This is a genomic window from Nonomuraea antri, assembly GCF_013283785.1.
Taxonomy (GTDB): domain Bacteria; phylum Actinomycetota; class Actinomycetes; order Streptosporangiales; family Streptosporangiaceae; genus Nonomuraea; species Nonomuraea antri.
Genome location: NZ_JABCPZ010000074.1, coordinates 1 through 24437, shown reverse-complemented (window position 1 = coordinate 24437; position 24437 = coordinate 1). Strand labels below are relative to the sequence as shown.

24 protein-coding genes are annotated in these 24437 nt (G+C 71.8%); 12 read left to right on the top strand and 12 right to left on the bottom strand.

Going from position 1 to position 24437, the window contains the following annotated elements:
* The first annotated feature begins 7 nt into the window (after positions 1-7).
* On the top strand, positions 8-1213 hold the full coding sequence (gene xseA / locus HII36_RS24110; protein WP_173525509.1) for an exodeoxyribonuclease VII large subunit: 1206 nt from the start codon (positions 8-10) through the stop codon (positions 1211-1213).
* On the opposite strand, the gene HII36_RS56870 is transcribed toward xseA, so the two are convergent.
* Positions 1210-1977 carry a helix-turn-helix domain-containing protein gene (locus tag HII36_RS56870; protein WP_328807853.1) on the bottom strand — a complete coding sequence of 256 codons (768 nt, stop codon included), beginning with the start codon at positions 1975-1977 and terminating at the stop codon, positions 1210-1212. The genes xseA and HII36_RS56870 overlap by 4 nt on opposite strands.
* An 88-nt stretch (positions 1978-2065) precedes the next feature.
* On the opposite strand from HII36_RS56870, the gene HII36_RS24100 reads away from it, so the two are divergent.
* Positions 2066-2479 carry a nitroreductase family deazaflavin-dependent oxidoreductase gene (locus tag HII36_RS24100; RefSeq protein ID WP_173525508.1) on the top strand — a complete coding sequence of 138 codons (414 nt, stop codon included), beginning with the start codon at positions 2066-2068 and terminating at the stop codon, positions 2477-2479.
* 61 nt (positions 2480-2540) lie between these two features.
* Here the strand turns inward: HII36_RS24100 and HII36_RS24095 are convergent, their stop codons facing one another.
* From HII36_RS24095 to HII36_RS24085, 3 genes are read right to left on the bottom strand one after another with little or no spacing between them, the layout of a single operon-like run.
* Positions 2541-2777, bottom strand: a complete 237-nt coding sequence (locus HII36_RS24095; RefSeq protein WP_173525507.1) for an exodeoxyribonuclease VII small subunit — start codon at positions 2775-2777, stop codon at positions 2541-2543.
* Positions 2778-2831: 54 nt separating this feature from the next.
* Complete coding sequence (locus tag HII36_RS24090; RefSeq protein WP_173525506.1) at positions 2832-3368, bottom strand: DUF4245 domain-containing protein; 537 nt, start codon at positions 3366-3368, stop codon at positions 2832-2834.
* A gap of 11 nt (positions 3369-3379) precedes the next feature.
* Positions 3380-3988, bottom strand: a complete 609-nt coding sequence (locus HII36_RS24085; RefSeq protein WP_173525505.1) for a TetR/AcrR family transcriptional regulator — start codon at positions 3986-3988, stop codon at positions 3380-3382.
* A gap of 171 nt (positions 3989-4159) precedes the next feature.
* Here HII36_RS24085 and glpX point away from each other — a divergent pair, with 171 nt between their 5' ends.
* Complete coding sequence (gene glpX / locus HII36_RS24080; RefSeq protein ID WP_173525504.1) at positions 4160-5194, top strand: class II fructose-bisphosphatase; 1035 nt, start codon at positions 4160-4162, stop codon at positions 5192-5194.
* Positions 5195-5230: 36 nt separating this feature from the next.
* Here glpX and HII36_RS24075 read toward each other — a convergent pair whose 3' ends face one another.
* Positions 5231-5884, bottom strand: coding sequence for a DUF1707 SHOCT-like domain-containing protein (locus tag HII36_RS24075; protein WP_173525503.1), 654 nt, complete (start codon positions 5882-5884; stop codon positions 5231-5233).
* A 225-nt stretch (positions 5885-6109) separates the two neighbouring features.
* Here HII36_RS24075 and HII36_RS24070 point away from each other — a divergent pair, with 225 nt between their 5' ends.
* Positions 6110-6811 (top strand): DUF998 domain-containing protein, encoded by a 702-nt coding sequence (locus tag HII36_RS24070; protein WP_173525502.1) that lies wholly within the window; start codon positions 6110-6112, stop codon positions 6809-6811.
* Here HII36_RS24070 and HII36_RS24065 read toward each other — a convergent pair.
* Positions 6722-7321, bottom strand: coding sequence for a TetR/AcrR family transcriptional regulator (locus tag HII36_RS24065; RefSeq protein ID WP_173525501.1), 600 nt, complete (start codon positions 7319-7321; stop codon positions 6722-6724). The two genes, HII36_RS24070 and HII36_RS24065, sit on opposite strands and share 90 nt — an antisense overlap.
* A gap of 117 nt (positions 7322-7438) precedes the next feature.
* On the opposite strand from HII36_RS24065, the gene HII36_RS24060 reads away from it, so the two are divergent.
* On the top strand, positions 7439-8608 hold the full coding sequence (locus tag HII36_RS24060; protein ID WP_173525500.1) for an MFS transporter: 1170 nt from the start codon (positions 7439-7441) through the stop codon (positions 8606-8608).
* Between the two features lie 48 nt (positions 8609-8656).
* On the opposite strand, the gene HII36_RS24055 is transcribed toward HII36_RS24060, so the two are convergent.
* From HII36_RS24055 to pdxR, 4 genes are read right to left on the bottom strand one after another with little or no spacing between them, the layout of a single operon-like run.
* Positions 8657-9517, bottom strand: a complete 861-nt coding sequence (locus HII36_RS24055; protein WP_173525499.1) for a Cgl0159 family (beta/alpha)8-fold protein — start codon at positions 9515-9517, stop codon at positions 8657-8659.
* Positions 9510-10310 carry a TIM barrel protein gene (locus tag HII36_RS24050; RefSeq protein ID WP_173525498.1) on the bottom strand — a complete coding sequence of 267 codons (801 nt, stop codon included), beginning with the start codon at positions 10308-10310 and terminating at the stop codon, positions 9510-9512. Before HII36_RS24050 ends, HII36_RS24055 begins: the two co-directional genes overlap by 8 nt.
* Positions 10307-11245: a Gfo/Idh/MocA family protein gene (locus HII36_RS24045; protein ID WP_173525497.1), complete on the bottom strand. Its 939-nt coding sequence runs from the start codon at positions 11243-11245 to the stop codon at positions 10307-10309. Before HII36_RS24045 ends, HII36_RS24050 begins: the two co-directional genes overlap by 4 nt.
* A 49-nt stretch (positions 11246-11294) precedes the next feature.
* Entirely contained in the window at positions 11295-12692 is a 1398-nt protein-coding gene (pdxR, locus tag HII36_RS24040; RefSeq protein ID WP_173525496.1) for a MocR-like pyridoxine biosynthesis transcription factor PdxR, read from the bottom strand.
* A gap of 68 nt (positions 12693-12760) precedes the next feature.
* On the opposite strand from pdxR, the gene HII36_RS24035 reads away from it, so the two are divergent.
* Together HII36_RS24035 and HII36_RS24030 are read left to right on the top strand one after the other, a co-directional pair.
* Positions 12761-13660 (top strand): DMT family transporter, encoded by a 900-nt coding sequence (locus HII36_RS24035; protein ID WP_173525495.1) that lies wholly within the window; start codon positions 12761-12763, stop codon positions 13658-13660.
* Between the two features lie 26 nt (positions 13661-13686).
* Positions 13687-15339 carry a fumarate hydratase gene (locus tag HII36_RS24030; RefSeq protein WP_173525494.1) on the top strand — a complete coding sequence of 551 codons (1653 nt, stop codon included), beginning with the start codon at positions 13687-13689 and terminating at the stop codon, positions 15337-15339.
* Positions 15340-15428: 89 nt separating this feature from the next.
* On the opposite strand, the gene HII36_RS24025 is transcribed toward HII36_RS24030, so the two are convergent.
* On the bottom strand, positions 15429-15617 hold the full coding sequence (locus tag HII36_RS24025) for a DUF5999 family protein (protein WP_173525493.1): 189 nt from the start codon (positions 15615-15617) through the stop codon (positions 15429-15431).
* Between the two features lie 751 nt (positions 15618-16368).
* On the opposite strand from HII36_RS24025, the gene HII36_RS24020 reads away from it, so the two are divergent.
* The 3 genes from HII36_RS24020 (at position 16369) to HII36_RS24010 (ending at position 20814) form a co-directional block, all read left to right on the top strand.
* Positions 16369-17478 (top strand): serine/threonine-protein kinase, encoded by a 1110-nt coding sequence (locus HII36_RS24020; protein ID WP_173525492.1) that lies wholly within the window; start codon positions 16369-16371, stop codon positions 17476-17478.
* A 35-nt stretch (positions 17479-17513) separates the two neighbouring features.
* Positions 17514-19346, top strand: coding sequence for a serine/threonine-protein kinase (locus tag HII36_RS58005; protein ID WP_173525491.1), 1833 nt, complete (start codon positions 17514-17516; stop codon positions 19344-19346).
* Between the two features lie 79 nt (positions 19347-19425).
* Entirely contained in the window at positions 19426-20814 is a 1389-nt protein-coding gene (locus HII36_RS24010; protein WP_173525490.1) for a class II fumarate hydratase, read from the top strand.
* A 103-nt stretch (positions 20815-20917) separates the two neighbouring features.
* Here the strand turns inward: HII36_RS24010 and trpD are convergent, their stop codons facing one another.
* On the bottom strand, positions 20918-21961 hold the full coding sequence (gene trpD / locus HII36_RS24005; RefSeq protein ID WP_173525489.1) for an anthranilate phosphoribosyltransferase: 1044 nt from the start codon (positions 21959-21961) through the stop codon (positions 20918-20920).
* A gap of 282 nt (positions 21962-22243) precedes the next feature.
* Here trpD and HII36_RS24000 point away from each other — a divergent pair, with 282 nt between their 5' ends.
* Both HII36_RS24000 and HII36_RS23995 read left to right on the top strand, forming a co-directional pair.
* Positions 22244-22996, top strand: a complete 753-nt coding sequence (locus HII36_RS24000; protein ID WP_173525488.1) for a 3-hydroxybutyrate dehydrogenase — start codon at positions 22244-22246, stop codon at positions 22994-22996.
* A partial coding sequence (locus HII36_RS23995; protein ID WP_328807852.1) for a GAF domain-containing protein occupies positions 22996-24437 on the top strand: 1442 nt, incomplete at its 3' end. The genes HII36_RS24000 and HII36_RS23995, both read left to right, overlap by 1 nt.

Genomic DNA, 24437 nt, shown 5'->3' with positions numbered 1-24437 from the left:
TTCCGCCATGACCTCGAAGACCACGCCCGAGTCCCCGCTGCCGATCCGCACCGTCCTGCAGATGGTGGGCGGCTGGATCGGCAAGCTCGGCACGGTCTGGGTCGAAGGTCAGATCACCGACCTGAGCGCCCGTGGCGGCACGGTGTTCCTGACGCTGCGCGACCCGGTGGCGAACGTCTCGGCCCGGGTCACCGCACCACGCGGCGTGTACGAGGCGGCCGCGCCCAGGCCGTCCGACGGGGCCAGGGTCGTGGTGCACGTCAAGCCGGACTTCTGGGTCAACAAGGGCTCGTTCGCCTTCACCGCGCTGGAGATCAGGCCGGTGGGCGTGGGTGAGCTGCTGGCCAGGCTCGAACGCCTGCGCCAGTTGCTGGCCGCCGAGGGGCTGTTCGCCGCCGACAGGAAGCGCCGGCTGCCGTTCCTGCCCGAGACCGTGGGCCTGATCTGCGGCCGCGAATCGGCGGCCGAGCGCGACGTGCTGGAGAACTCCCGGCGTCGCTGGCCGGCCGTGCGGTTCAAGGTCGAGGAAGTGGCCGTGCAGGGGCCGTACGCGGTGGGCGAAGTCACCGAGGCGCTGCGCAAGCTCGACGCCGACTCGTCCGTCGACGTCATCGTGATCGCCCGTGGCGGCGGTTCGCTGGAGGACCTGCTGCCGTTCTCCGACGAGACCCTGGTGCGCGCGGTGGCCTCCTGCCGTACGCCGGTGGTCAGCGCGATCGGCCACGAGCAGGACAGCCCGCTGCTCGACCTGGTCGCCGACGTGCGCGCGTCCACTCCCACCGACGCCGCCAAGAAGGTCGTCCCCGACGTCGGCGAGCAGCTCACGCTGGTGCGCCAGCTCCGCGACCGGGGCAGGCGGGTGGTCGGCGGCTGGCTCGACCGCGAGATGTCGTGGCTGACGTCGGTGCGGTCGCGTCCTTCGCTGGCCGATCCGGTGCGCGAGCTCGAACGCCGGGCCGAGCAGGTCGACGCGCTGCGCGAGCGGGCCAGGCGTTCGCTGTCGGGCTCACTCGACCGGGCCTCTGACGACCTGACCCATCTGCGGGCGCGCCTGGTGTCGCTCTCCCCCGCGGCCACGCTGGAACGCGGTTACGCGATCGTCCAGCACCCGTCGGGCGAGGTGGTCAGGCTGGCCGCGGACGTCCCGCCTGGCTCGGTGCTCACGGTCCGCCTCACCGACGACCGCCTGACGGTACGCACGGAGGAGGCCTAACCTTCTCGGGGCCAGCGGTCTTGGGGCTCGCGGTCTTGGGGCTGGGCGGCGCAGACCGCCGTGACCAGTTCGGCGAGCCCGGCCTTGATGGCCTCGGCCGGCATGCCGCGATCGACCCGCTGGAAGCCCAGGAGGCAGGCGTTGACCGGGGCGAGCAGCGCGTCGGCGAGGTAGACCACGTCGCCGTGCGGCCGCGCCCGCGCGAGCAGCCCGGCCAGGTGCGTGTGATACACCCGGTACGGCCCGGTGTACCTCGCCTTGGCCGACCCCTCCAGCAACACGAACATCTCCCGCTGGGCCATCACCCGATCGACCAGGGCGCACAGGAAGGCCACGATCCGCTCACGCGCCTCCGCCTCAGCCTCCCCGGAATCTCCCGCCTCCGCGCCGGAATCCCCCGGCTCGGCCCCAGACCCTCCCGGCTCGACCCCGGAATCTCGCGGCCCGACCCTGGGCTCGCCCAGCCCAGGGTCGGGCCCTCCCGGTCCGAGTGGCGGCGGGCCGGTCAGGAACGCCGCCTGGAAACGCCGTTCGCTCTCGTCGATCAGCGCGTACACCAGCCCGGCCCGGTCGCCGAAGCGCCGGTAGACCGTGCCCACGCCCACGCCGGCCGCCCGCGCCACCTCGTCGAGCGAGAGCTGTTCCGCACCCTGTTCGGCGATCATCCGCGCGGCCACCTCGATGATCTTCTGCCGGTTCCGCGCGGCATCGGCCCGCTCGGGCCCCGGCTGCCCGACGATCGGCAGCAGTGGACGTTCACGCACGCCAGCAGCATACCGCTTGAAACCGGAGAACTCTCCGGTTAAGCTCGCGGGCATAAGTGGAGAGTTCTCCGATTAAGGAGTGAGAATCATGGCGAGCGAGTTCAACCAGAAGGTCATCGAGGAGTTCCGGGCCAACGACGGCAAGGTCGGCGGCATGTTCGAAGGCTCGCCCCTCGTCTTGCTCACCACCACCGGCGCACGCACCGGCAACCAGGTGACCAGCCCCGTCATGTACCTGGCCGACGGCGAGCGCTACATCGTCATCGCCTCCAACGGCGGCGCCGACCACCACCCGGCCTGGTATCACAACCTGCGTGCCACGCCGGCCGCGACGGCCGAGGTGGGCACCGAGACGTTCCAGGTGAAGGCGGAGTTCGTGGAGGGCGACGAGCGTGACGCGCTCTACGCCAGGATGGTCGCCCAGGCGGCCGGCTTCGCCGAGTACGAGCGCAGGACCAGCCGCCGCATCCCGGTCGTGGCCCTCTACCGCGCGAGCGCCTGAGCCACCACAGAGCAGACAGAAGCGACCTTCGAAGGCAGGGCCGGCAGTCGGGCCGGGAAGGTCAGAACGGCCGGTCGTCGCCGTGGCCGGCGCCCGGCTCGGACCTCCTGGCCATCGCGGCGGCGAGCTTGACCCGGGCGCCCTGCAGCCACTCCTCGCAGATGGCGGCCAGCTTCTCCCCCCGCTCCCACAGCTCGATCGACTGCTCCAGCGTGAGCCCGCCCGTCTCCAGGCGGCGCACCACCTCGGTCAGCTCCTCGCGGGCCTGCTCGTATGAGGGTGCCTTCTCGTCTGCCACGGCCACCACCCTAGACGCGCCCGCCGACAACCCGGGCCATCAGCGCGTCGGGGGTCAGTCGGTGGCCAGCGGACGCTGCTGCAACGACGCGGCCAGGGCGGCGAGCTCGGGCCAGTCGGCGGTGCCGGTGATCACCAGCGTGACGTCGGGCAGGACGCGCACCAGCGAACGCTGCTTCTTGTCCTCGCGGAAGCGCTGCTCCCAGGCCACCCCGCCGACCTGCTGGGTGCCGACGGCCTTGTTCGTGTTGGCGATGCGGTTGGCGAACTCGGCGGCAGGCTTCTCGTTGCTCTGCGCGAACATCGCGTGCTCGCGCTCGGCGGTGGCGTAGCCGAGGAAGAGCACCTCGGAGCCGTCGGCGCCCTTGGCCTTCCTGTTGCTGTTGGGTATCCAGCCCTCGGGGTCCTTCGCCGGGGCCCACACCTGGTACGGCACCGTGTGACCGAAGTTGGCGACGGTGATCGAGTAGTCGAGCCGCGGAATGTGCTCCTCCCGGCTCTGCGGGGTCACCAGCAGGAACAGCCCCACCGCCGCCAGGCAGATGAACAGGGCCACCGCGTAGCCGTAGAAACTCTGGGAGAAGCGTCGCACAGTTGGCGAGGTTACCCGCTGGCGGCGGTGGTCGCCGAAGTGGCCGGGCGGATCTGCCCGATGATGGCGAGCACCTCCTCGGCCAGCGCCCGGTCGCCCGAGGGCACCACCTCCGACACCGCCGCCGCCAGCGCCCCGGTGATCACCACGACGAGCGCGGGCTGGTTCTCGAACAGGGCGGCGTTGCGCTGCGCCCACGTACGCAGGCGGTCGCGCATGACCACCTCGAAGCCGGGCGGGCCGTCTCCGCGCAGGAACAGCGCGGACAGCTCCCGCTCCTCCAGGCAGCCTTCGAGGTAGGCGCGCGCGGCGCTGATGAACACGCCCATCGGGTCGCTCTCGCCGGCCGCCCGGGCCGCGCGCGCGGCCTGCTTGGTGCGCTGGGTCTGCCTGGCCTGGAACTCCTCCCACAGCGTGAGGTAGAGGTCGGCCTTGCCGGAGAAGTGGTGGTAGAGGCTGCCCACGCTGGCCTCGGCCCTGGCGACCACGTCGGTCACGCCGGCCTCGGCGAAGCCCTTGGAGACGAAGACGTCCCTGGCCGCGGCGAGAAGGGAGCTACGCGTGGCCGCGCCGCGCTCGGATGTGCGTGGTGCCGTGACCGCGCCTGAGACCTCGCTCATGCGACCTCCTCGTAGGGGACCAAGTGAAGCTTACAGAGATGGGCCGGGCGCCGAGTCAGTACGAACTCGCTGGGCAGAGGAGTAATCCGAGTAGGAGAGATTATCCCCCTCTGACCGGGAAAAGACCGGCAACTACGATCGAGGTAGTTGTCCACGAGGAGGCCACGCATCATGTCCGATCAGACGTCGGTACCGGCAGCACTCGCCACGGGAGAGCACGCCCCTGATCGCAACCTGGCGATGGAGCTCGTCCGCGTCACCGAGGCGGCGGCGATGTCGGCGGCCCGCTGGGTCGGCCGGGGGGACAAGAACGGCGCCGACGGCGCGGCGGTGAACGCGATGCGCCAGCTGATCAACACGGTGTCCATGAACGGCGTCGTGGTGATCGGCGAGGGCGAGAAGGACCACGCGCCCATGCTGTTCAACGGCGAGCACGTCGGCGACGGCAGCGGGCCCGACTGCGACGTGGCCGTCGACCCGATCGACGGCACCAGGCTGACCGCGCTCGGCATGCCCGACGCGGTGTCGGTGATCGCGGTGAGCGAGCGCGGCTCGATGTACGACCCGTCGGCCGTGTTCTACATGGAGAAGCTGGTCACCGGCCCGGAGGCGGCCGACGTGGTGGACATCAACGCCCCGGTGGCGGCGAACATCCAGGCGGTGGCCCGGGCCAAGCACTGCTCGGCCTCCGACGTGACCGTGGTCATCCTCGACCGTCCCAGGCACGAGCAGCTCGTCAAGGAGATCAGGGAGACGGGCGCGCGGATCAAGTTCATCACCGACGGCGACGTGGCCGGCGCCATCATGGCCGCCCGCGCGGGCACCGGCATCGACCTGATGCTGGGCATCGGCGGCACCCCGGAGGGCATCGTGGCCGCGTGCGCGCTCAAGTGCCTGGGCGGCGTGATCCAGGGCAAGCTGTGGCCGCGCGACGACGCCGAGCGCCGCAAGGCGCTCGACGCCGGGCACGACCTCGACCAGGTGCTCACCACCAACGACCTGGTGCGCTCCGACGACGTGTTCTTCGCCGCGACGGGCATCACGCAGGGCGAGCTCATGCAGGGCGTCAGGTTCCGCTCGGGCGTGGCGGTGACCAGCTCGCTGGTCATGCGCGGCCGCTCGGGCACGATCAGGAAGGTGGAGAGCGAGCACCAGCTCTGGAAGCTGCGTGCCTACAGCGCCATCAACTTCGACACGGCCGGCTGACCCGTTCGTGGCGCCGCCGCGCACCGGGCGAACCGGTCAGCGGCGGCGCTTGCGGCGCGGGGGCTCCTTGACCTTGACGTCGCCGGCGAAGTTCGTCGTGCGCACCTCGACGACGGGCCCGTCGGGTTCGGTCGGCTGCTTGGTGAGCCTGACCGTGTTGCCCTTGGCGACCCGGATGACCTCCAGGTCTTCGGGGACGTGGATCTCCAGCCCGCCGAAGACCAGCGTGGCGTTGATGATGATGCGCCGGTTCTGCAGGATCGCGTCGCGGAAGTCCAGCTTGGTGGTGCCGAACATGGCGGTCACGTCGAGCTCGGCCGGCACCACCCAGCGCCCGCCGCGCTGCTCCTTCTTGAAGAACGCCGACACCGGCCGCCCGTCGAGCTTGAGCGGCTGCTCGTCTTCCGGCAGGAGGTCGGCGGTCAGCCCGGCCAACTCGCCGAGGGTGCGCGCGGAGTAGACGACGCCGAGCCGTTCCTCCAGCTCGGACAGGTCGAGCCGGCCGTCGGCGTGCGCGTCCTGGAGCACCTGGGCGATGCGTTCCCTGTCGGCGTCGGACGCGCGCAGCTCGTGCGGTTGCGGCGCGTCGCCGCCGGACGCGGGGGGACGGCGCGAGGACACCCACTCCTCGGCCAGCCGCTCTCCGACTTCCTGCAGCTTCGGCAACCACGATCCCGCGCGTTCGTTCACACTTCCGACGATATCCGGCAGCCGGGAAATTCGCTCGTGTCCGGCGGAGCGGCGTTGCGGCCGGTTTCGCGCCGGCCCCGGGGAGGTCCGCGACCGGACTCGCGCCCGCCGCACGACGAGCCCCCGCCGCACGACGAGTCCCCGCCGGATTCCCCGTGACGGGCCGGGAAACCGCAGGAATCGATGACCGGGCTTCGCCGTTGATCTGGCAAAAGGGAGGTGGGCGTGCATTTACCCGCACGATGGGGACTGGGCGCGGTCGGCGCGGGCGTCACGATGATCGTGGGCCTGGAAGTGGCCAGTCTCGGCGAGATGAACCTGCTGAGACGGACGATCAGCGAACACGGCCTCGGCCCCGACGCCTGGATCTTCGGCACCGGCGTGGTGCTGCTGGCCATCGGCTCGGCGGCGATCGGACTGTCGCTGGCCCGCCGCCGCCTGGCCGGGCTGATCGGCCTGCTCGCGCTGCTGGCCTGGAGCGCGGGACTGCTGCTGGCCGGCCTGTTCCACAAGCACGACTGGTCGGTCGGCCCGAGCATGAGCGGCAGCATTCACCGCTTCGGCAGTTTCCTGGCCTTCCTCTGCCTGCCGCTGGCGGTGGTGATCATCGCCAGGCCGTGGCGCGGCCGTGAGCGGCGGCCGGCCTCGCTGGTCGCGTTCGGCTTCGGGATCTGCTCGGTGCTGTACGTGGCCGCGATGGGCGTGGCCATGTACATCGGCGCACAGCAGGGGCTGCCCTGGTATCGGATCATGCCGCTCGGCCTGGTCGAGCGGGGCCTGGCGATCGTCGAGGTGGCCGGGCTGATCGCGCTGGGCGTGTGGGCGGCGGCCAAGCGGCTAGGCGGGGGCGGGGGCGAGCGCGGCGATGAGATCGTCGACGTAGCCGCGGAAGACGGCCGCCATGTCCACCCGGTCAGGGTCGATTAGCCACTGGGTCTGCAGGCCGTCCATCATGGCGATCAGCCGGTCGGCGTGCGCCTCGGCGTCGAGGTCGGCGCGGAACTCGCCGCGTTCCGCGCCCTGGCGCAGCGCCTCGGCCACGTTCGCGCGCAGCCGGCGGTAGCGCTCCCTGGCCCACTCGTGGCCGGGGTGGTCAGGGGTGACGGCCTCGCCGCTGATCACCGAGAAGAGCTGCACCAGGCCGGGCACCCGGGCGTTGTGCTCGACGACGCCGACCAGGGCGTGCAGCGCGGCGACCGCGCTCATCGCGGCGAAGTCGAATCTGCGCTCGTCGAGCGCGTCGCGGTAGTCGAGCACCGCGATGAGCAGCCGGTCCTTGCTCTTGAAGTGGTGCAGCAGCCCGGCCTGCGACAACTCGACGCGCTCGGCGATGCGGGCCAGGGACGCGCCCCGGTAGCCGTTCTCGGCGAACTCCAGGAGCGCGGTGGCCAGGATGCGCTCTTTGCGCGCATCGCCCGACGCGTATCCCCGTTTCACCCCGGCACCCTACCTTGCGGGGAATCGCCCCTGGATCTCGTGCTGGCGCGGCGGCTGGAGCGGCGCTAACCTGACTCCGCCTCACGTTTGATTTCCCCCCAAAATCAGGAGGCCGCCGTGCCGTCCCCACGTGATCGCCAAGCCCGCCTCGCCACCTACGTCGTCTACGGCGTGCAGGGGCTGTCCTTCGCCACGCTGCTCGTCCAGGTCGCCGCGCTGCAGGCCAAGCACGGGCTCGGCGAGGGCGAGCTCACCGTGTTGCTGCTGATCGTGCCGGTGTTCGCCGGGATCGGCAGCGTGGCGGCCGGCACGTTCGCCGCCCGGCTGGGCAGCAAGCTGCTGCTGCGCGTCGCACAGCCCGCCGTGGCGCTGGCCGTGGTGCTGGCCGGGCTGGCGCCGTCCGTGCCGCTGCTGGTGCCCGCGCTGCTGCTGTTCGGCCTGGCCGTCGGCGCGGTGGACGCGGGCATGAACATGCAGGGCGTGGCCGTCGAGCGCCGCTACGACCGGGCCGTGCTGAACGGCTTCCACTGCGTGTGGAGCGCGCTCAGCCTGATCGGCGCGCTGTGGGTGTCGGCGATCGGGGCCGCGCTGCCCCTGCCGGTCACGATGGCGATCCCGATGGTGCTGGCCGTGGCCGGGTCGCTGTACTGCGGGCCGACGCTCTACACGGTGGCCGAGGAGCAGGTGCCCGGCGGCGCCGCCCAGGCCGCGGGCAGGCTGCCGTGGAAGCCGATGATCCCGCTCTGCCTGGCCATGTTCTTCCTCTACATCGGCGACTCGGCCGTCTCCAACTTCAACACCGTGTTCATGAGCAAGGAACTCGGCGCGAACGCGAACGTGGTCGCCCTGGCCTACGCCGCCTACCAGGCCGCCACCCTGGTGGTCAGGCTCGGCGGCGACCTGGCGGTCAGGACGTACGGCCCGGCCGCCATCGTCAGGATCGGCGGCGTGCTGGCCACGCTCGGCTTCGCCGGTGTCGTGCTGGCGCCCAGCCAGCCGCTGGGCATCGCCGCCTTCGGGCTGACCGGGCTGGGACTGGCGGTGATCGCGCCCCAGTCGTTCTCCGCCGCCGGGCGGCTGGACCCGGCGGGCACCGGGGTGGCGATCGCCCGCGTGAACCTCTTCAACTACGTCGGCTTCATCGTCGGCGCGGCGCTGGTCGGGCCGATCGCCGACGCCACGGACCTGCGGGTCGCGTTCGTGGCGCCGCTGGTGCTGGCCGGCGCGATCGTCCTGCTGGCGCCCGGATTCCAGCCGAAGCAGGCCGCCGAGCCGTCCAATACCTGATCAGGACACCGCCTGATGAGGACGCCGCCTGATGAGGACAACGCCTGATCAGGGTTCCAGCATGGAGACGGCGGTGTCGACGGCGGCGGCCACGTCGTCGTCCGGCGGGTAGAGCAGGGCGCGGCCGACCACCAGCCCGCGCACGCCCGGCAGCCGCAGCGCCTTGCGCCAGGACGCGTAGGCCAGGTCGGGCGTGTCGCCGGGGTCGCCGCCGAGCAGCAGCGTCGGCAGCGTGGTGGCCTGCATGACCCGTTCCATGTCCGCCACGACCGGGATCTTCAGCCAGGTGCGCGCGGAGGTGACGCCCAGCCCCTGAGCCACGTTGATGGCCCTGATCACCCCTTCAGGCGACAGGTCGTGCCCGCTCCTGCTCGACCAGAACGGCTCCACCATCGCCACCAGCCCGGCGTCGGCCAGCTCGGTGATGGCCCTGGCGCAGGACTGCAGCGTGCCGGCGGTGTCGGGCTCGTCGAGCGCGATCCTGCAGAGCATCTTGCCGCCGTCGAGCCGCATCCTGGCGATGGCGTCGGTGTCGTAGGCGGTGAAGCGGTCGTCGAACTCGAACACCGCGCCCTGCAGCCCGCCCCGGTTCATCGAGCCGATGACGATCAGGTCGTCGAGCGCGCCGAGCAGCAGCAGGTCCTCGACCACGTCGGGGGTGGCCAGCAGGCCGTCCACGCCCGGCCTGGTCAGCGCGACGCACAGCCGGTCGAGCAGTTCGACGCGGCTGGCCATGGCCAGCGGCCGGCCGCCGACGCCGAGCGCGCCCCTGGCCGGATGGTCGGCCGCGATGATCATCAGTTGGTCGCGGTCGCCGAGCAGCGGCCTGCGCCGCCGTCCTGCCGCCGCTTCCGCGATGCGTTCGGGGAACCTGGCCCTGGTCTGACGCAGCTCGCGATAGTCAGCCAAGCCCCAGCACCCCGTCCAGGTACGCCAGACTCCGCCGGACGTTCTCCACCGGCCGCTCGTCCGGGCCCGACAGGATGACGTCCTGTTCCATCACGTACCAGCCCGCGTACCCGTTCTTCTCCAGGCCGGTGACGATGCCCGCGATGTCCACGTCGCCCTGGCCGAGCGGCCGGTAGACGCCTTCGCGCACGGCCTGAATGTAGGTCAGCTCGCCGCGCGCGACCCGGCCGGCGATCTCGGCGTCGACGTCCTTCAGATGCACGTGCGCGATCCTGGACGGCACGGCCCTGGCCAGCGCGGCCGGGTCGGTGCCGCCGATGAGCAGGTGCCCGGTGTCCAGGCAGAGCGGGATCGAGCTGCCGTCGAGCACCCTGTCGACCTCGTCCCGGGTCTCGATCATGGTGCCGACGTGCGGGTGCAGGCTGACGCGCGGGCCGTGCTCGGCGGCGATGGCGTCGAGGCTGGCCAGCAGCCTGGCCCAGTCCCGCTCGTCGAGCGCCGGGCGCTCGTCGTAGCCGTCGGCGCCGGTGGCGGCGGCCAGCACGATGTTGCCTTCGGCGGGCAGCTCGGGCAGCGGGTCGTCGCGGTGCAGCACCACCGGCACGAACGCGCCGGCCAGGCTCAGCCCGTGCGCGGCGATGAGCTCGGGGGTCAGGAAGCCCTCGGGGCCGAGCTCGGTGGCGGTGAGCCCCAGCTCGCGCATCTCGGACAGCACGCGCTCGGGTTCGAGCTGGTGTCCCCAGCCGGGCACCTCGCACACCCCCCACGAGATGGGGGCGCCGGCGAGCCTCATCGCGTCACCTCCGCGACCTCGACGGGACGTCCTTCGCGCAGCGAGAGCTGGGCGGCCTCGGCGACGTAGAGCGCGGCCAGCGCGTCCTCGATCGAGCACAGGCTCCGGTCGCTGCGCAGGAAGGCGTCGATCTCCTGGACGTAGGCGGGCTGGAACCTGGTGACGAAGTCGGGCCACGGATCACCGGGCGGTTGCAGACCCTCGGTGCTGCGCAGCGGGGCGCGCGGGCCCAGGCCGACGACCTGGGTGCCCTTGGTGCCGGCCAGTTCCATCCGCACGTCGTAGCCCGCGCCGTTGTAGCGCGAGCCCTGCAGCGTGGCGAGCGTGCCGTCGTCCAGCCGCAGGATGGCCACGCTGGTGTCCACGTCGCCCGCTTTCGTGAAGAAGTCGTCGCCCCGGTTCGCGCCGATGGCGTACACCGATTCCACCTCGCGTCCCGTCACCCAGCGCAGGATGTCGAAGTCGTGGATGTGGCAGTCGCGGAAGATGCCGCCGGAGCGTTCGACGTACTCGGCGGGCGGCGGCGCGGGGTCGGCCGTGATCAGGTGGACCCGGTGCAGCTCGCCCAGCTCGCCCGCATGCACTGCGTCGGCGGCGGCCGTGTAGCCGGAGTCGAAGCGCCGCTGGAAGCCGATCTGCACGTGGTGCCCGGCGCAGGCGCGCAGCACCTCGACGGTCTCCTCGACCGTGCCCGCCACCGGTTTCTCGCAGAACGCGGGGATGCCCGCCTCGGCCGCGCGGACGAGGAGCCCGGCGTGCGTGTCGGTCGGCGTGGCGATCACCAGGCGATCGGCCTCGAACGGGTCTCCTGGACGCCCGTACGGCGACGTCCTGATCGGGTCTGCCACGATCAACTCGTCCACCAGCGGGTGCGCGGCCAGGGTCGCGGCGTGAAACGCGCCGATCCGGCCCAGGCCAAGCAATCCCACACGCATGGCGCCTCCAATGGGGGTGGGGCTTTCTTTCTAAGCGAGTTCTTCTCCCTCAGTCAATGTTTTGTCCTGACATTCTGACTTTTAGTCCTCGGACGGCCTCGGCCGCCTTGTGCACCGGAACCCGGGCGAACCCGAGCACCACGGCCGGGTGCCCGGCCAGGGCCCGCATCGGGCTCACCGGCTCGGCGGACAGCCCCAGCTCCTGGGCCGCGCGCACGGTGTCGAGCTCGTCCCATCCACCCGGCAGGTCCAGGTAGATGTGCAGGCCGGCCTCGATGCCGCGCACACGCACCCCGGGCAGCTCCGCGGCCAGCGCGGCGACCAGGGCGTCCCTGCGGCGACGGTACTCCCTGCGCATCCGCCGCAGGTGCTTGTCGTAGCCGCCGGTACGCAGGAAATGGGCCAACGCGTACTGCTCGATGACCGGGGAGCCCAGATCGAGCTCGCCGCGCGCCCTGCGGATGGACTCGGCCAGGTGCGCGGGCGCCGCCACCCAGCCCAGCCGCAGGCCGGGCGCCAGCGCCTTGCTGACGCTGCCCGACAACACCACGCGGCCGGGCGCGAGCCCCTGCAGGCAGCCGACGGGGTCGCGGTCGAAGCGGAACTCGGCGTCGTAGTCGTCCTCCAGGATCACGCCGCCGCTCGCCTCGGCCCAGGCGACCAGCGCGGCCCGGCGCGGCGGCGAGAGCACCACCCCGGTCGGGTACTGGTGCGCGGGCGTGACCAGCACCGCGCCGGCCCGCAGCCCGTCGACCACCAGCCCTTCGCCGTCGACGGGGACGGGCACCAGCCGGGCGCCGGCCCGGCGCAGCAGCGGGACCTGGCGATGGCTGGTCGGGTCCTCCACGGCCAGGTCGATCGGGCCGTCCTGGGTCAGCACGTGCAGCACCAGGCTGAGCCCCTGGGCCACGCCGCCGACGATGGCCAGGTTCTCCGGCCGCACGTCCGCCGCCCTGACCCGGCGCAGGTATCCCGCCAGCTCCTCGCGCAGCTCGGGCACGCCGCCGGGATCGCCGTAGTCGAGCGCGTCGGAAGGGACGGTGGCCAGCACGTGCCTCACCGACGCCAGCCACCGCTCCCGGGGGAAGTGGCCGAGGTCGGGCGAGGTCGGACGGTGCCCGTAGAACGGCCCGCAGCCGGGCACGCCAGGCGGGGCCGTAGCCGCCGCCGAGGGGCGCGGCGTGACCGCCGAGGGGCGCGGCGTGACCGGGGCCACCACGGTGCCCGCGCCCACCCGCGAGACCAGGAACCCCTCGGCCACCAGCTGCTCGTACGCCTCGACCACCACCCCCCTGGACACCTGGAGATCGGCGGCCAGGTCGCGGCTGGCGGGCAGCCGGGTGCCCGCCGACAGCCGGCCGTGCCTGATGGCCGTGCGCAGCTCACCGGCCACCTGCGCGGCCAGCCCGCCCCTCGCGCGATCGATGGGGACATGCAGGTCGGCCATATTGGTCCTGTCTATTACCGGGACATTGGACTGTTTCCGGGATCCATTGTGTCCCTAGCATCCAACCCATGAGAAATGGGATCGCAGGGGCCGCGACGGCCATGTTCCTGGTGGGGACGCTGGCCGGGGTCTCCGGGCTGGTGGCCGACTACCCGGTCTACGGCGGGCAGGCGGTTCGCTACCTGATCGCCGCGATCATCCTGCTCGCCGTGACCAGGGCGCTGGGGCTGCGGTTCGTCCGGCTGACCGGCCGGGAGTGGCTGTGCCTGGCCGGGCTGACCCTGTTCGGGCTGGTGATCTTCAACGTGGCGGTGGTCGAGTCGACCCGGCACTCCGGCCCCGCGCTGGTGGGCACCGTGCTCGGCACCGTGCCGCTGGCGCTCGCGCTGGCCGGCGGGCGTCCGGCGCCCCGGCTGCTGCTCGGCGCGGGCGTGGTGGTCGCGGGCGCGACGCTGGCCACCGGGCTGGGCAGCGGCAGCGTGACCGGGCTGCTGTGGGCGCTGGTCGCGCTGGTCGGCGAGGTCAGCTTCTCGATGCTGGCCATCCCGCTGCTGCCCAAGCTGGGGGCGATCAGGGTGTCGGCGTACTCGACGGCGCTGGCCGTGCCGATGCTGACGCTGACCGCCCTGGTCCAGGACGGCGCCGCGGCACTGCGCGTGCCCACCCTGCCCGAGGCGCTGGGCTTCGGCTACCTGGCGACCGTGGTCACCGTGGTCGCGTTCTTCCTGTGGTACAGCTCGCTGCCCAAGCTCGGGCCGGGGCTGGCCGGGCTGTTCGCGGGCCTCATCCCGGTTGGCGCGATCGTCACCGGCGCGGTGCTGGGCGTGGCGGCGCCGTCCGGTTACGACCTGCTCGGCGCCGGGCTGGTGATCGCCGGCATCCTGGTCGGCCTCACCTCGCAGCGGCGCAAAGCCCCGGTCCCGGCGGGAACCTCGGTGGGTGAAGGGAGGGTCAGCGAGAGCGCGTAATCTCTACCTGGACCGAAAGGATGGACATGGGCGAGTTCGACTACACCGACCTGCTTCCGCTGGGCGCCGATGAGACCGAGTATCGGCTGATCACGTCGGAGGGGGTGCGGAAGGTCGAGGCTGCTGGGCGTACGTTCCTGGAAGTGGACCCGGAGGCGCTGCGGCTCCTCACCGAGACCGCGATCCACGACATCTCGCACTTCCTGCGGGCCTCGCACCTCGCCCAGCTCCGCAAGATCGTCGATGACCCCGAGTCCAGCGGCAACGACCGGTTCGTCGCGCTCGACCTGCTCAAGAACGCCTCGATCTCGGCCGGCGGCGTGCTGCCCATGTGCCAGGACACCGGCACCGCCATCGTCATGGGCAAGCGCGGGCGCCACGTGCTCACCGACGGCCGCGACGCCGAGCACGTCTCGCGCGGCGTCTACGACGCCTACACCCGGCTGAACCTGCGTTACTCCCAGATGGCCCCTCTCACCATGTGGGAGGAGAAGAACACCGGCAGCAACCTGCCCGCCCAGATCGAGCTGTACGCCGAGGACCCGGCCGGGCACGCCGACGAGTACAAGCTGCTGTTCATGGCCAAGGGCGGCGGCTCGGCCAACAAGTCGTTCCTGTACCAGGAGACCAAGGCGGTGCTCAACGAGAAGCGCATGCTGGCCTTCCTGGAGGAGAAGATCCGCTCGCTGGGCACCGCGGCCTGCCCGCCGTACCACCTGGCGATCGTGGTGGGCGGCACGTCCGCCGAGTACGCGCTCAAGACCGCCAAGTACGCCAGCGCCCGCTACCTCGACTCGATCCCGACCGAGGGCTCGCCGTCCGGCCACGGGTTCCGCGACTTGGAGCTGGAGGCCAAGGTCTTCGCGCTGACGCAGAAGCTGGGCATCGGCGCGCAGTTCGGCGGCAAGTACTTCTGCCACGACGTGCGGGTCATCCGGCTGCCCAGGCACGGCGCTTCGTGCCCGGTGGCCATCGCGGTCTCGTGCTCGGCCGACCGTCAGGCGCTGGCCAAGATCACGCCGGAGGGGGTGTTCCTGGAGAAGCTGGAGACCGACCCGGCCCGCTTCCTGCCGGAGACCACCGACGAGCACCTCTCGGACGACGTCGTCCAGGTCGACCTGAACCGTCCGATGCCGGAGATCCTCGCCGAGCTGACGAAGCATCCCGTCAAGACACGGCTCTCGCTGACCGGCCCGCTGGTCGTGGCCCGCGACATCGCCCACGCGAAGATCGCCGAGCTGCTCGACGGCGGCGGCGAGATGCCGCAGTACCTCAAGGACCACGCCGTCTACTACGCCGGTCCGGCCAAGACCCCGGAGGGCTACGCCTCGGGCTCGTTCGGCCCCACGACCGCCGGTCGGATGGACTCCTACGTGGAGCGTTTCCAGGCGGCGGGCGGCTCGATGGTCATGCTGGCCAAGGGCAACAGGTCGAAGCAGGTGACCGACGCCTGCCATCAGTACGGCGGTTTCTACCTGGGCTCGATCGGCGGTCCCGCGGCGCGACTGGCGCAGGACTGCATCAAGAAGGTCGAGGTGCTGGAATACCCCGAGCTGGGAATGGAGGCGGTCTGGAAGATCGAGGTCGAGGATTTCCCCGCGTTCATCGTGGTGGACGACAAGGGAGACGACTTCTTCACCGATCGCACCGGCCCGGTGTTGTCGATCGGCCGCCGCTGAACGTTTTCCGCGAATGAGTTCTTGAGAACGTGAATGGCGCCGGGTGTGCGGAACCGCCGCTCGGCGCCGTCAATACGCCGATCGAGGTTCTACGCGGCCACCGGGGCCCGGTGCGGCGCCACGACGGAGCCGTCGGGCAGCAGCAAACCGGTGTCCTCGAAGAGGACGACGCCGTTGCAGAGCAGGCTCCAGCCCTGGTCGGGGTGGGCCGCGATCACGTGCGACGCCTCACGGTCGAGAGAGTCGGCACTGGGGCAAGCGGGGAAGTGGCTGCACATAACGCACCTCTCAGATGGCGCTCCTGGTTCCTGGTCTTTCAGAAGGGCAGCTGACGCCCGGACGGCGTGCGAAGGTCCAAACTGGCTCCCGCCGGTCTTCTCGGCCGGCGACGGACCTGGATCTGGCGCTTCTTCATCACGTCCCCCGATGTTCATCGTCTGTGAACCCTGGGCGTATGCCTCTATTTTGACGAACGGCACCGACAGTTTTCGCTGCTCGGAGATCCCGTCGTCCTTCATGGCTTTACCATGCCCCCGCCCCCTTACGACACCCTTACAACTCGCTGACGGCGCCCGGGGTTCCCCTGTCAGTCAGACTGCCGGACGCCGAAAAGTCCCCTACTAGGCATCATGCACATTTTCTCGGCGCGTGGCCGGGCAGGCGGCCACCAGGTGCGGCGCGGGCGGGGCGAGCCGCCCGCGCGGCTGGACCTGACTGACGATCGCGATCATGCCGCAGCTGCAACCTGCTCGCAAGAAGCTGAGACCTACGTCAAGGGCGCCGACGACACGCTCGGCCGAGGCCCGCGAGGCCACAGGAAAGTGAGACGGCGAGACCCGGGTACGGCTCAGCGCGGCCGTACCCGGGTGAACCCATCGTGGCGACGCCGGCTTGCGAGTGACTTGGATCTCAGATGTGCGGCCAGCCCGGGACCTGACGTGACGAGTCAGACGGCATGACTTAAGTTCGCAACAATTTATCGGCCCGGCCTCTACTGGGTTGTTTACCCAAATAGGTAAGCTGCCAGGCATGCGTGCGCCTTCCGGTTACCTCCTCGCCGCGCGCTATCGGCTTGTGGAGCCGGTCGGACGCGGCGGCATGGGCACCGTTTGGCGGGCACATGACGAACTACTCGACCGCGACGTGGCGGTCAAGGAAGTGCGGCTTCCCGCCGTGCTCGACGAGGAACTGCGGGCCGAGCTGTGCGCCCGCACCGAGCGTGAGGGGCGCGCGACCGCGATGGTCGCGCATCCGTCCGTCATCACCGTCTTCGACGTCGTCACCGAGGACGACCGGCCGTGGATCGTCATGGAACTGCTGCGGGCCAAGTCGCTCGAACAGCTCATCCAGGAGGAAGGACCGCTCCACCCGCGCCGGGCGGCCGAGATCGGCCGGCAGATCCTCGGCGCGCTGCGGGCCGTGCACGCCAAGGGCATCCTCCATCGCGACGTGAAGCCAAGCAACGTGCTGGTCACGGAGGACCGGGCGGTGCTGACCGACTTCGGGCTGGCCGCGCTCGAAGGCGACGTCTCGATCACCCAGGCCGGCATCGTGCTCGGTTCCGCCGGTTACATCGCGCCAGAGCGCGTGCTCGGCTCCAAGGCCAGCCCCGCCGCCGACCTGTGGTCGCTCGGCGCGACCCTGTACACCGCCGTCGAGGGCCGCGGCCTGCACGGTCGCCGTACGGCGGCCGCCGCGCTGGCCGCGCTCACCAGTGGCGAGCCGATCCCGATGACCAAGGCCGGGCCGCTGGCCCCGGTGCTCGACGCGTTGCTCCGCATCGACCCGCAGACCAGGCTCGACTCCGTGCGCGCCTCGCTGATGCTGGCCAGGGTGGCGGCCGGAGGAGCGGCGGAGGAGCCGCTGGCCCCGCGCAAGTCCGTGCGGCTTTCGCCGGTTCCGGCGGCGCCGTCTTTCAGTCGCCGGCCCGCGCATCGCGGGCTGCACCGGGCGGAGGCGACGGCCGCTGCGCTGGCCGTGCCCTCGCCCCGGCTGGAGCGCAGGCCCGGTGAAGGCGTGCACCGCCGGCGGGTCGAGCCCAAGCCCGCCCCTTCGGCTTACGCCCGCTTCATGTCGACGGTGATAAAGTTGTTCCTTCCTCGAAGGTTCTGGCCAAGAGAACTTCGCAAGCGAGGGTAAAGCACTTCCTAAGCGAGAATCGATATCTTCTTCTCATGCCGGAACAGCAGACACGCCTGCTCGCGGAACGCTACGAGCTGATCGCGCCCCTCGGCCGGGGGACCATGGGCACGGTGTGGCGCGCCCGCGACCGTGCACTCGGGCGCGAGGTGGCGGTCAAGGAAATCCGCCAGGACCCCGGGCTCACCGAGGAACAGCGCACTGAGCTGCGCGAACGCATGGTGCGCGAAGGCCGCATCGCCGCGCGCATCAACCATCCCTCGGTCGCCTCCATCCACGACGTGCTGATCCACGACAACAGCCCGTGGATCATCATGGAGCTCATCGAGGCCCGCTCCCTGGAGCAGGTGATCGACGAGGAGGGCCCGCTGCCGCCGCGCCTGGTCGCCGAGATCGGCGTCGACCTGCTCGGCGCGCTGCGCGAGGCCCACGCGCAGGGCATCACGCACCGCGACGTCAAGCCGGGCAACGTGCTCATCACCGAGAACGGGCGCGTGGTGCTGACCGACTTCGGCATCGCCAAGGCCGAGGGCGACTCCCGGCTGACCAGAACCGGTATGGTGATCGGCTCGCCCGGCTACACCGCTCCGGAACGTGCCAGGGGCGAGTACACCGGGCCGGAATCCGACATCTGGTCGCTGGGCGCGACGCTGTACTTCGCGGTCGAAGGGCGTCCGGCCTACGAGCGGTCCACGATCGCCGAGACGCTGGCGGCGCTGCTCAGCGAGAGCGCCGACCCGCCCACGCAGGCCGGGCAACTGCGTCCGGTGCTGAACGGGCTGCTGCACAAGGACTATCGGCAGCGGTTGAGCGCTGCCAAGGCGGAGACCCTGCTGCGCATGGTCGCCGACACCCCCACCCACGAGATGCCGGTGCTCACGGCCGAGGCCTTGATCGCTGAGGAGGCCGCCGTGCCCGACCAGTTCGCCGCCCCCACCGCCCCCGCCTCGCCCGCCGGGACCGGTCGCCCGCCGGCGTCCGCGGGCCAGGGTGGAGCGGTACCCGGGGCGCCCGGGGCGCAGGGCCGTCCTGGGCCGCAGGGACACGCCGGGCCTGGCGCGCCCGTAGCCGGTGGGCCCGGCGCTCCCGGGGTCGGCGCTCCTGGCGTTCCAGGAGCGGGAGCGGGTGGGCCGCAGGGTGCGGCGCGCGGCCCGATGGGCGCGCCGACCGCGCCGCAGCGCGCCCCGCACCAGCAGCCGCCCTCCGGGCCGCAGGCGGGCCCCGCGTCCAGGCCGCAGCCGGCCGGACCGCAGGCCGGGCACCCGTCGGGGCCGCAGGCCGGGCACCCGTCGGCGCATCCGTCTGGGCATCCGTCCGGGCATTCGTCTGGGCATTCGTCTGGGCCGCAGGGCGGGCAGCCGTCCGGGCCGCAGGGGGCTTACCAGCAGGCTCCGGGCGACGACGACTTCGACCCCGAGCGCACGGTCAGCGTGATGCGTCCCAAGGGCCCGTTCACCGCGCCGCCCGAGCAGGGCGCGCCGCAGCGTCCCGGCGACGAGGGCGCGGCGGGCGGCCCCCGCGCCCAGTCGCCGATGGGCTCGCCGGGCCACCAGGTCTACCCGCCGAAGCCGCAGCAGCCGGGCCCCCAGGGGCAGCCGCCGCGGCCGGGCATGCCGCCCGCGCCTTCGCTGGGCCAGCACCCGGGTCAGCCCGTCGGCCAGCCTCCCGTCCCGCAGCCGGGCCAGCAACAGGGTCAGGCGCCGGGGCAGGCGGGCAAGGGGCTGGGCACCGACCTGTTCGCCATCGCCGGGCAGCCGGAGCAGCAGCAGCCGAGCGGCAACCGCAACGGCATGCTCGTGCTGATGGCGGTGGCCGCGGCCGCCGCCGTGGTGATCGCGGTCCTGATCGTGGCGCTGTTCTCGAAGTAGCCCCGACGGGTTTTCGCGCGTGGCGATCCCGGGCGCTGCGGCCGAGCCGATCGCTCACCCGTGAGCCAGACTGGGAGTCATGAGCGAGTTCCGTATTGAGCATGACTCGATGGGTGAGGTTCGCGTGCCCGCGGGCGCCCGCTGGCGCGCGCAGACCCAGCGGGCGGTGGAGAACTTCCCGGTGTCAGGGCGGTCGCTGGAGCCGTCCCATATTGCCGCGCTCGGGCTGATCAAGGCGGTCGCCGCCGAGGTCAACGGGGAACTGGGCGTGATCGACAAGGATCTGGCCGAGGCGATCGCCCAGGCCGCCGCCGACGTCGCGGAGAACGAGCACGACGCACACTTCCCGCTCGACGTCTTCCAGACCGGTTCAGGCACCTCGTCCAACATGAACGCCAACGAGGTCATCGCGACGCTGGCCGAGGAGCGGCTGGGGCGTCCGGTGCACCCGAACGACCACGTGAACGCCTCGCAGTCGTCCAACGACGTGTTCCCGACCTCGATCCACGTGGCGGCGGCGACCGAGGTCACCTACCACCTGCTGCCCTCGCTGACCCATCTGGGCGAGGCGCTGCGGGCCAAGGCCATCGAGTTCGACGAGGTGGTGAAGTCGGGGCGGACGCACCTGATGGACGCCACGCCGGTGACGCTCGGCCAGGAGTTCGGCGGCTACGCGGCGCAGATCGAGCACGGGGTGGTGCGGGTCAGGCGGGCGCTGGAACACGTGCTGGAGCTGCCGCTGGGCGGCACCGCGGTGGGCACCGGCATCAACACCCCGCCGGGCTTCGCCGAGCAGGCCATCGCCAAGCTGCGCGAGGCCACCAGCATCCCGTTCCAGGAGGCGCTCGACCACTTTGAGGCGCAGAGCGCGCAAGACTCCATCGTGGAGCTGTCCGGGCAGCTCAAGGTGGTGGCGGTGTCGCTCAACAAGATCGCCAACGACCTGCGCTGGATGGGTTCGGGGCCGCGGGCCGGGCTGGGCGAGATCAACCTGCCCGACCTGCAGCCGGGGTCGTCCATCATGCCGGGCAAGGTCAACCCGGTCATCCCGGAGGCCACGGCCATGGTCGCGGCCCAGGTGATCGGGAACGACGCGGCGATCACGTTCGCGGGGGCGTCCGGCAACTTCGAGCTGAACGTGCAGCTGCCGGTGATCGCGCGCAACATCCTGGAGTCGATCAGGCTGCTGGCCAACGTCTCGCGCCTGCTGGCCGACAAGTGCGTGGCCGGCATCACGGCGAACGAGGACCGCCTGCGCGAGTACGCCGAGTCGTCGCCGTCGATCGTCACGCCGCTGAACAGGTACGTGGGGTACGAGGAGGCCGCCAAGATCGCCAAACAGGCGCTGGCCGAGCGCAGGACCATCCGTGAGGTGGTCATCGAGCGCGGGCACGTGGCGGCGGGGCGGCTGACCGAGGAGCAGCTCGACGCGGCGCTCGACGTCCTGTCGATGACCCGCCCCTCCTGACCCGCCCCTCCTGAGCCGCCGCGGTCGGGCGGGCCGCCATCGGGACGGCCCGCCCGCCGGAGGGCTCAGGTGCGGGTGGCGAAGGGCTCAGGTGCGGGAGGGCTCAGGTGCGGGTGGCGGTGATCCAGCGGTCGAGCAGCGTGGTGGCCGCGCCCGAGTCGATGGCGTCCACCGCGCGTTTGTGCGCCGCCCCCAGCGACTGCGTCAGCTCCCCTGGCGGTGGCGTGCCCTCCGCGGCCACCAGCGCCGCCGCCGCGTTCAGCGTCACGATGTCGCGCACCGGTCCAGGCTCGCCCGCCAGCGTGGCCCTGGCCACCGCGGCGTTGTGCCGGGCGTCCCCGCCGCGCAGGTCCGCGGGCCGGGCCCGGGGGATGGACAGGTCCGCCGGGTCGAACGTGACACGGGTCGCGGTTCCCCTGCGCACCACCCAGACGGCCGAGGGGCCCGAGGTGGTCAGCTCGTCCAGGCCGTCGTCGCCGCGGAAGACCAGCGCGGACGCGCCACGTTCGGCCAGCACGCCGGCGATCACCCCGGCCATCCGCGGGTGGAAGACGCCCACCGCCTGGGCGGGCGGCAGCGCGGGGTTGGTCAGCGGGGCCAGGAAGTTGAACACCGTGGGCACGCCCAGCTCGCGCCGCGCGACGGAGGCGTTCTTGAGCGCCGGGTGGAAGGTCGGCGCGAAACAGAAGGTGATGCCCACCTCCTCGGCGACCCTGGCCACGGCGGCCGGCGACAGGTCGATCACCACGCCCAGCTCCTCCAGCACGTCGGCGGCCCCGGCCGCGGACGACGCCGCCCGGCCGCCGTGCTTGACGACCTTCGCGCCCGCGGCGGCGGCCACGATGGCGGCCATGGTGGAGACGTTGACGGTGTTCGCCCGGTCGCCGCCGGTGCCGACCAGGTCCACGGTGTCGCCGGGGATCCTGATCGCCGACGAGCCGGCCAGCAGGCCGTCGGCCAGCCCTGAGACCTCAGCCACGGTCTCGCCCTTGGCACGCAGGGCCACCGCGAAGGCGGCGATCTGGGCGTCCGTGGCGGCACCGGTCATGATCTGTTCCATCGCCCAGGCGGCCTGCCTGGCGGAGAGCGACACGCCGTCGAGCAGGGTGGTGAGCAGGCTGGGCCAGGTGGTGGTCGTGCTGGTCATGTTCAACGCCCTTCTTCAGTCGAGGTGCGGATGCTCGACCAGGCGCCCAGGAATGCCGACGGCCGCCTCGTCGAGGCGGCCGGGTCGCGTTTTCGCCGGGGTGACCGCCTAGGAGGCGGGCCACCAGAAGTGCGAATACGCGTTCATGAGGCAAACGCTATCAGGCCCGTGCCGGAGATCACGGCACCGGCTCGGCCCGGATTTGATCTACATAGTCGGGCACTGATCTATGTCGGCGGCACCCATGCCGACCTTCCTGGCCACCGCCTAAGGTCGGGAAGCATGGCGAAGGAGCTGATGGGGCGGATCGCGCTGGTGACGGGGGCCGGGGGCGGCATCGGTGCGGCGTGCGCCAGGCGGCTGGCGGCCGCGGGGGCGAAGGTGCTGGTGGTGGACCGGCGGGCGGAACCGGCCGGGAAGGTGGCCGCCGAGATCGGCGGCGTCGCGGTGGTGGCCGATCTGAGCGTGCCGGGGTTCGAGTCGGCGCTGCCGGACGAGCCAGTCGATATCGTGGTGAACAACGCCGGGTTCCAGCACGTGGCGGCCGTCGAGGAGTTCCCGCCCGAGGTGTTCGCCACCATGATGAAGGTCATGGTGGAGGCGCCGTTCCTGATCGCCCGGCGGTTCCTGCCGGGAATGTATGAGAGGCGCTGGGGCCGGTTCGTGAACATCTCGTCCGTGCACGGGTTGCGGGCTTCGCCGTTCAAGGCGGGCTACGTCACGGCCAAGCACGCGCTGGAGGGGTTCTCCAAGACGGTCGCGCTGGAAGGCGCGCCGCACGGGGTGACCTCGACCTGCGTCTGCCCCGGCTACGTACGCACCGAACTGGTCGAGGGGCAGATCGCCGACCAGGCGAAGGCGCACGGCATCGAGCCTGACGAGGTCGTCTCCGACATCATGTTGCGCCCGGCGGCGATCAAGCGGCTGATCGAGCCCGAGGAGGTGGCCGAGCTGGTCGCCTACCTGTGCGGGCCGCACGGATCGTTCGTCACCGGCGTGTCCCTGCCGGTCGACGGCGGCTGGACGGCCAGGTAGTGAGCTTCCCCTTCCTCGAACTGCTGGCCAGGGAGGCGTCCGCGGTCGAGTTCGAAGGGCCGATCGTCCAGGCCAGGGCGGCGGGCGCCGACGCGGCGACCATCGAGGAGCTGGAACGGGCCAAGGTCGAGGCGCTGAAGGTGCGCGCGCTGCTCAGGCGGCGGGCCAGGCGCGAGGCCGAGCTGTCCGCGCTCTACGACACGGCCGGCGACCTGGCGGCGCTGCGCGACCTCGACGCCGTGCTGGAGGCGATCGTGCACCGGGCCAGGCAGCTGCTCGGCACCGACACGGCCTATCTGACATTGCACGACCCGGAGCGCGGCGACACGTACATGCGGGTCACCGACGGGTCGATCTCGGCCAAGTTCCGCGCGCTGCGGCTGGCCATGGGGGCCGGGCTGGGCGGCCTGGTGGCGCAGACGGCGACGCCGTACAGCACCGCCGACTACTTCGCCGACGCCCGCTTCCAGCACAAACAGCACATCGACGAGGCCGTGGAAGAGGAGGGCCTGGTCGCGATCCTGGGCGTGCCGCTGCGGCTGGGCCAGCGGGTGATCGGCGTGCTCATGGCGGCCAACCGCAGCGCCAGGCCGTTCCTGCAGGAAGAGGTGTCGCTGCTGGCCAGCCTGGCCGCGCACGCCGCCGTGGCGATCGACAACGCCAGGCTGCTGCAGGAGACCAGGAACGCGCTGGAGGAGCTCTCACAGGCGCACAAGACGGTCAGGGAGCACGGCGCGGCCGTCGAGCGGGCCGCGCTGGCCCACGACAGGATGACCTCGCTGGTGCTGCGCGGCGGCGGTATCGAGGACGTGGCCGCCGTGGTCACCGACGTGCTCGGCGGCTCGCTGGCGGTGCTCGACGACCTGGGCCGGGCGCTCACCGGCGACGTGGGCGAGCTGGACGCCGGGGTGTTCGAGGCGGCGCAGGCGTCCAGGGCGCTGGGGCGTACCGTGCGCAGGGGTGACCTGCTGATCGCCTCGGTGGACGTCGGCGGCGAGCCGCTGTGCACGCTCATCCTGCGCAGCGACGACGCCGACGAACGCATCCTGGAGCGGGCCGCGCTGGTCTGCGCGCTGTTGCTGCTGTTCAGGCGGAGCGTGGCCGAGGCGGAGGGCCGGGTGCGCGGCGAGCTGCTCGACGACCTCATCGCCCGCCCCGACACCCCCGGGCTGGCCGACCGGGCCCGCAGGCTGGGCGTGGACCTGGGCGCGCCGCACGTGGTCGCGGTGGCCAAGCACGAGGGCCAGCGCGAACGCGCCGCGTTCTGGGCCTCCTCGCAGGCCACGATGCGGCACGGGCTGGCGGCCGGGCGTCCTGGCGAGGTGGTGCTGCTGCTGCCCGGCGAGAACGCGGGCTCGATCGCGCAGCGGGTGGCCGCCGAGCTCAGCGCGTCACTGGGCGGCCCGGCGACGGCCGGCGGGGCCGGGGCCAGTGCCGGGGC